7 protein-coding genes are annotated in these 6683 nt (G+C 60.9%); 2 read left to right on the top strand and 5 right to left on the bottom strand.

The genetic code is table 11. The features are described 5' to 3' along the window. Positions 1 to 321 precede the first annotated feature (321 nt). Genes ACM6IP_RS21035 through ACM6IP_RS21050 form a run of 4 tightly spaced genes read right to left on the bottom strand, consistent with a single transcriptional unit; the run spans position 322 to position 3787 of the window. Positions 322 to 1479 carry a betaine/proline/choline family ABC transporter ATP-binding protein gene (locus tag ACM6IP_RS21035; protein ID WP_095169438.1) on the bottom strand — a complete coding sequence of 386 codons (1158 nt, stop codon included), beginning with the start codon at positions 1477 to 1479 and terminating at the stop codon, positions 322 to 324. Further along, on the bottom strand, positions 1476 to 2129 hold the full coding sequence (locus ACM6IP_RS21040) for an ABC transporter permease (RefSeq protein WP_095169437.1): 654 nt from the start codon (positions 2127 to 2129) through the stop codon (positions 1476 to 1478). Before ACM6IP_RS21040 ends, ACM6IP_RS21035 begins: the two co-directional genes overlap by 4 nt. Positions 2130 to 2144: 15 nt before the next feature. Next, complete coding sequence (locus ACM6IP_RS21045) at positions 2145 to 3047, bottom strand: glycine betaine ABC transporter substrate-binding protein (RefSeq protein WP_320333642.1); 903 nt, start codon at positions 3045 to 3047, stop codon at positions 2145 to 2147. 23 nt (positions 3048 to 3070) lie between these two features. Further along, positions 3071 to 3787 (bottom strand): ABC transporter permease, encoded by a 717-nt coding sequence (locus tag ACM6IP_RS21050; protein ID WP_095169435.1) that lies wholly within the window; start codon positions 3785 to 3787, stop codon positions 3071 to 3073. A 328-nt stretch (positions 3788 to 4115) separates the two neighbouring features. Between ACM6IP_RS21050 and ACM6IP_RS21055 the strand changes: the two genes are divergently transcribed. Next, positions 4116 to 5699 carry a peptide chain release factor 3 gene (locus ACM6IP_RS21055; protein WP_414862217.1) on the top strand — a complete coding sequence of 528 codons (1584 nt, stop codon included), beginning with the start codon at positions 4116 to 4118 and terminating at the stop codon, positions 5697 to 5699. A gap of 83 nt (positions 5700 to 5782) precedes the next feature. Here ACM6IP_RS21055 and ACM6IP_RS21060 read toward each other — a convergent pair whose 3' ends face one another. Next, the gene (locus tag ACM6IP_RS21060) at positions 5783 to 6133 is read right to left on the bottom strand and encodes a DUF4440 domain-containing protein (protein ID WP_414862218.1); all 351 of its coding nucleotides are present in this window, start codon (positions 6131 to 6133) and stop codon (positions 5783 to 5785) included. Between the two features lie 193 nt (positions 6134 to 6326). Here ACM6IP_RS21060 and ACM6IP_RS21065 point away from each other — a divergent pair, with 193 nt between their 5' ends. Then, positions 6327 to 6584, top strand: a complete 258-nt coding sequence (locus ACM6IP_RS21065; protein ID WP_414862219.1) for a hypothetical protein — start codon at positions 6327 to 6329, stop codon at positions 6582 to 6584. Positions 6585 to 6683: the final 99 nt, after the last annotated feature.

Genomic DNA, 6683 nt, shown 5'->3' on the forward strand with positions numbered 1-6683 from the left:
GGGCCCATTGCGGCGGCCCCCCAAATCAATGTCGGAGTACGGGCATGCCGAGCCTTAGCGAGGCACCGAGTGGTGGGGTAAGAGCCTTTTGCTTACTTTTGGGCTGTTCAAAAGTGAGCCGCCGTCAGGCGGAACCATAGGTGGCCGTTACCGAAGAAATGGATATGTACTCGGCCTGATCCAACATCCCGGTCGCACCACAGTTGTGTAGATACCTATGCCAATCGCGGGCAAGCCCGTTCCCACAGGGTTTTTGGTGTACATGGGATTTGTGTACGACAGAAACCACTGTGGGAGCGGGCTTGCCCGCGATGGCGTTGGTCAGGCCAACGCAGTCTCGGCCGGCGACACAATGCTGGTCTTGCCGCCACGGGACTTGCCGGAGCTCAGGTACTCGGCAATTGATTCCTGGGTCACTTCACCGAGGAACACCCGCTCCGCATCCAGCACCGGCAGCCACGAGCGGTTGAACTCGTACATGCGCGACAGCAGGATGCGCAGGTGTTCGTCGTAGGCTGCAGTGGCGTTGAACTCGCGCAGATACTGGCCACATGAGCCGCCCTGGCGGTGCAGGTCGCGGCGACGTACGTAGCCCAGGGCCTTGTTTTCGGCACAGGTGACGACCACATAGCGGCGGTCGTGTTCGTCCATCAACTCCAGCGCATCGGCCACCGGGGTCTCCGGGCTCACGGACGGGGCGTTGTCCGCGGCGTCTTCGGCCTTGACCAGCAGCAGGCGCTTGAGGGTGCTGTCCTGGCCCACGAAGTTGCTGACAAAGTCGTCCGCCGGGTGGGCGAGCAAGGTGTCCGGGTGGTCGATCTGCAACAGCTTGCCGGCGCGGAAGATGGCGATCTTGTCCCCCAGCTTGATCGCTTCGTCGATGTCATGGCTGACCATGATCACCGTCTTGTTCAGCGCCCGCTGCATCTCGAAGAATTCGTTCTGGATCATCTCGCGGTTGATCGGGTCGACTGCGCCGAAGGGTTCGTCCATCAGCAGCAACGGGGCATCGGCGGCCAGCGCGCGGATCACGCCGATGCGCTGCTGCTGGCCACCGGACAGTTCACGCGGATAGCGGTGCAGGTACTGCTTGGGTTCGAGCTTGATCATGCTCATCAACTCGCGGGCGCGGTCGTGGCACTTCTGTTTGTCCCAGCCGAGCAGGCGCGGGACCACGGTGATGTTCTCCTCGATGGTCATGTTGGGGAACAGGCCGATCTGCTGGATCACATAGCCGATGTTGCGGCGCAGGGTCACTGCGTCGAGGTCGGTGGTGTCTTCGCCGTTGATCAGGATCTTGCCCGAGGTCGGTTTGATCAGGCGGTTGATCATCTTCAGCGTGGTGCTTTTGCCGCAGCCCGATGGCCCGAGGAACACGCAGATTTCGCCTTCATTGACGGTCAGGCTTACCGAGTCCACGGCTTTGACGTCTTTGCCGTTGCTGCGGAAGGTTTTGCTGAGGTTTTGAAGTTCGATCATTTCAGGAGTCCTTTTGGAGTCAGCGAGCGTTGCAGCCATTGCAAGAGCAGGTCGGCGAAGATGGCCAGCACACTGACCAGGACCGCGCCGACAATCAGCATCGACATGTCGCTGCGGCTGATGGAGGCGAGAATGAGTACGCCCAGGCCGCCGGCGCCGATGGTCGCGGCGATGGTCATCACCCCGATGTTCATCACCACGGCGGTGCGCACACCGGCGAGAATCACCGGCACCGCGATCGGCAGTTCGACCATGCGCAGGCGCTGGCCGAATGTCATGCCAATGCCCCGGGCGGCTTCGCGAATACCCGGTTCGACGCCGGTCAGCGCCAGGTAGGTGTTACGCATGATCGGCAGCAGGGAGTACAGGAACACCGCGGTAATCGCCGGCATCGGCCCCAGGCCCTGGCCGAACTTCGAATAGAACGGCAGCAGCAGGCCGAACAGGGCAATCGAGGGCACGGTCAGCAGCACGGTGGCGCTGGCCTGTAGCGGGCCGGCCAGTGCCGGAAAGCGAGTCATCACAATGCCCAGGGGCACGCCGACGACAATCGCCAGGGTCACGGCGATCCCGACCAGGGTGATGTGTTGCCAGGTCAGGTGCAGGACAAGAGGCCAGTCCAGATGGGAAAAGGCGTTCAGGAAATCCATGGCTTTTCCTCCGGTTCAGTTGTTCGAAAGCTGTGGGTGCTGGCGCAGGAAGTCTGCGGCCACGGCCGACGGGCTTTCATGATTGACGTCGACCCGGGCATTGAGCTGGCGCATGGTCTCGTCATCGAACAGATCGGCCAGCGGTTTGAGTTGGCCAGCCAGTTGCGGATGGGCGTCGAGGTACACCTGGCGCACCACGGGGGCGGCGGTGTAGTCGGGGAAGTAATGCTTGTCGTCTTTGAGCAACTTGAGTTTGAACGCACTCAGGCGCCCGTCGGTGGTGTACACCAGGCCGGCAAACACCTGGCCATTGCGCAGTGCGGTGTAGACCAGGCCCGCGTCCATCTGGCGGATGTTGCGCCGGGTCAGGTCCATGTCATAGCGCTCGACCATGCCTGCCAGGCCGTCGGAACGGTTGGCGAACTCGGTGTCCAGGGCCACCAGCGGGTTGTCCTCGGCCTGATTGCGCAGCGCCGTGTTCAGCTCGCTGATGCTGTTGACCTCGGGGAACTGCGCAGCGATTTTCTCGGGCAGTGCCAGGGCGTAGGTGTTACTGAATTTCGACGGCGAGAGCCAGGTCAGGCCCTTCTTCGCATCCAGTTCAGTGACCCGGGCCAGGGACTGCTGGCTGTCGAGCTTTTCCGTGACGTGGTTGTAGGACACCAGGGAGACCCCGGTGTATTCCCAGACCATGTCCAGTTGCCCGGTTTCCTGGGCGCTGCGGGCCAGGTTGCTGCCCAGGCCGCCGGTGACCTGGGCGTTGTAGCCCTTGGCACGCAGGTATTGGGCGGTGATTTCGGCGAGCAGGGTCTGCTCGGTGAAGACCCGGGCGCCGATGCGGATCAGGGGTTTTTCGGCGGCCTGGGCAAATCCTGCGCACAGCAGGACGCAGCCCAGTAACAAGCTTGGTAATTTCATCGTGATTCCTTCGCTCAGCCGGGTTAGGACTGGGGTAACCCGCGTTCCAGCCAGAGGCGGCTGCTCAGTGTCACCAGACCGTCCAGCAGCAATGCCAGCAGGGCGGTACACGCCGCGCCGAGGATCAGTTGCGGCTGGTTGTTCAGGGCAATGCCGGGGAAAATCAGGCTGCCCAGACTGTTGGCGCCGATCAGGAACGCCAGGGGCGCGGTACCGACGTTGATCGCCAGCGCTACTCGCACGCCACCGATGATGATCGGCACGGCGTTCGGCAGTTCGACCCGCCAGAGCACTTGGCGCGGGGTCATGCCGATGCCGACGGCGGCTTCCTTGAGTGAACCCTGGACGTTTTTCAGGCCCTCGTAGGTATTGCGCACGATGGGCAGGAGGGAGGCGAGGAAGAGGGCGAAGATGGCAGGGCCGCTGCCGATCCCGAGGATCCCCAGGGCGATGGCCAGTACGGCCAGGGGTGGGACGGTGTTGCCGATGTTGAAGATTTGCATGAAGCGTTCGGCGCGTCCGACCAGGGTCGGGCGGCTGAGCAGGATGCCGGCAGGGATGCCCACGACAAGGGCGGCCAGCATGGAAGCGAGGACGAGGATCAGGTGAGCTTGCAGGTAAAACAACAAATCGTCGCGGTACAGTTCGATCGTGTTGATGCCGATCCAGTGGATCAGCAGGGCCAGGAGGGCGACGACAACCGCTCCCCCTATCAGCCCTTTGCCATAGCGAATAGCCACAGGCGGACTCCTTTATTTCAGTCGGCGAACAGATTCCCGTGTGGCAACGCCATGCCTGGCTGCCGGGAAGGTGTTCGCGAAAAGCAGCTCGCCAATGCCGGCAAAACGGCATGAGGTCGAGCCATGAGCACAGCCTCGTCAGGCTGACTTGCAGATATTTCAGCCCCTGACGAAAGGTCGTAACAGGGGAGTGGACGTCTCTACGCTTTAAAAGGTTCCCATCTTAGGCAGCATTTGGCCACCCTTAATGTGCTCAACGGTTCGGTTCTGGGTTCAACTTGGGCTATAATCGCCGCCCTTTTTTGAATCACCTGCCAGGCGATTTCCCATGACCAAACAGGCCGCCGAAGTCGCGAAACGCCGCACTTTCGCCATTATTTCCCACCCCGATGCGGGTAAGACCACCATCACCGAGAAGCTCTTGCTGATGGGCAAGGCGATTGCGGTTGCCGGCACGGTGAAATCTCGCAAATCCGACCGCCATGCCACCTCCGACTGGATGGAAATGGAAAAGCAGCGGGGTATTTCGATTACCACGTCGGTCATGCAGTTTCCGTATCGCGATCACATGATCAACCTGCTCGACACCCCGGGCCACGAAGACTTCTCCGAAGATACCTACCGTACCCTGACGGCAGTCGACTCGGCCTTGATGGTCCTCGACGGCGGTAAGGGTGTAGAGCCACGGACGATCGCCCTGATGGACGTCTGCCGGCTGCGTGACACGCCGATCGTCAGCTTCATCAACAAACTCGACCGTGACATCCGCGACCCGATCGAACTGCTCGACGAAATCGAGGCGGTCCTGAAAATCAAGGCTGCGCCGATCACCTGGCCGATCGGTTGCTACCGCGACTTCAAAGGCGTGTATCACCTCGCCGACGACTACATCATTGTCTACACCGCGGGCCACGGCCACGAGCGGACCGAAGTCAAGATCATCGAGAAGCTCGACTCCGATGAAGCTCGCAACCACCTGGGTGACGAGTACGACCGCTTCGTCGAACAGCTCGAGCTGGTGCAGGGCGCCTGCCACGAGTTCAACCAGCAGGAGTTCCTGGACGGCCAGCTGACGCCGGTGTTCTTCGGTACTGCGTTGGGCAACTTCGGTGTCGATCACGTGCTCGACGCCGTGGTCAACTGGGCGCCAAAACCGCTGGCACGGGTTGCCAACGAGCGGACCGTGGAACCGGTGGAAGAGAAATTCACCGGCTTCGTGTTCAAGATCCAGGCGAACATGGACCCCAAGCACCGCGACCGAATTGCCTTCATGCGCATCTGCTCCGGCAAGTACGAAAAAGGCATGAAGATGCGCCACGTGCGCACCGGCAAGGACGTGCGGATCGGCGATGCGCTGACCTTCTTCTCCTCCGAGCGTGAGCAACTGGAAGAAGCGTTTGCCGGCGACATCATCGGCCTGCACAACCACGGCACCATCCAGATCGGCGACACCTTCACCGAAGGCGAAGCCCTGGGGTTCACCGGTATCCCGCACTTCGCCCCGGAACTGTTCCGCCGCGTGCGCCTGAAGGACCCGCTGAAATCCAAGCAACTGCGCCAGGGCCTGCAGCAACTGGCCGAAGAGGGCGCCACCCAGGTGTTCTTCCCGGAGCGCAGCAACGACATCATCCTCGGCGCCGTGGGTGTCCTGCAGTTCGATGTGGTCGCCAGCCGCCTGAAAGAGGAATACAAGGTCGAGTGCGCCTACGAGCCAATCACCGTGTGGTCCGCGCGCTGGATCGATTGCAGCGATAAGAAGAAGCTTGAAGAGTTCAGCGTCAAGGCCGTGGAAAACCTCGCGGTCGACGGCGGTGGTCACCTGACCTACCTGGCCCCGACCCGGGTCAACCTGGCGCTGATGGAAGAGCGCTGGCCAGACGTGAAATTCCGCGCGACCCGTGAACACCACTAAGCGCTGAACCGTCACGCCCAAAACCCCGTTGCGAAAGCCGCGGGGTTTTTTGTTGGCGGCGCGAGTCGCTGGCGCTCCCGTGTTTATAGGGGCGTGGGGATATGGGTGCCTTGGTGAAATAGCATTTGCCAATGCTCGTCTTGTTTACGCCAGATCGAACTGCGCAGGCTGTCGGCTTGGGTGTTGTGGCAGTGATACGTCACCAGTGCAGTGTGTTCCGACAACGGCTTGACCGCGAATTGACTGATGGTGCGTTGAACGAAGGCTTGCTGAGGCAACTGTTCGATCAAGTCTGCTTTGGTCCAGGTGCCGCCGCTGGCGCCGAACTCGCGGAAGTCATCGGCGATCAAGGATGAGAGTTCTTGTGCATCGCGTCGAATCCCCTGTGACAGCAGGCGTTGTTCCAGTTGCAGCAGTGTTTGCGAAAGATCCATGGCAGGTGGCCTCGTCGTGTTAGCTGGATTGGCTCTAACTGTTATTCACAACCAATCTGGAAGGATGTGGCATTTCCTGGCTTTAGTCAGCGTCCTATCTGGAGAACCCGACCGATCACAACTAGATTGCAGCCAACGCCATGGCGATTGGGTTCGTCGCCGCCAGGCTCTCCTCGAAAGGATGGAATCAGCTATGAGCATTTTTCAACGCAGTGTGCTGTTGTTTAAGGTGTTGCTGTTGCTGTCGGTGGGTATGTCTTCGGCGTGGGCTGAGTGCACGCGCCATGGTGAGCAGGTGTCGAGCGATCAGGTGGGAGACAGTGCCTTGATGCTGGCCAAGTCCGAATCCGAACCGGGGGACAAGGGCCAGGGAGGTAGCGCGGGCGACGATGACTCGACCACCGACGAGCCGGATAGTGATGATGCGGATGAGGGTGATAGCCAGACGTAGCTCGTCATTGCTCCAATCTTTTGTGGGAGCTGCTGAAGGCTGCGATTTGGGGGTATATCCGTTGCTGCGGTGATGGCGGCTTAGGGTTTCGCCCTTACG

It is taken from the genome of Pseudomonas sp. IT-P176, from assembly GCF_949767245.1.
Classification (GTDB): domain Bacteria; phylum Pseudomonadota; class Gammaproteobacteria; order Pseudomonadales; family Pseudomonadaceae; genus Aquipseudomonas.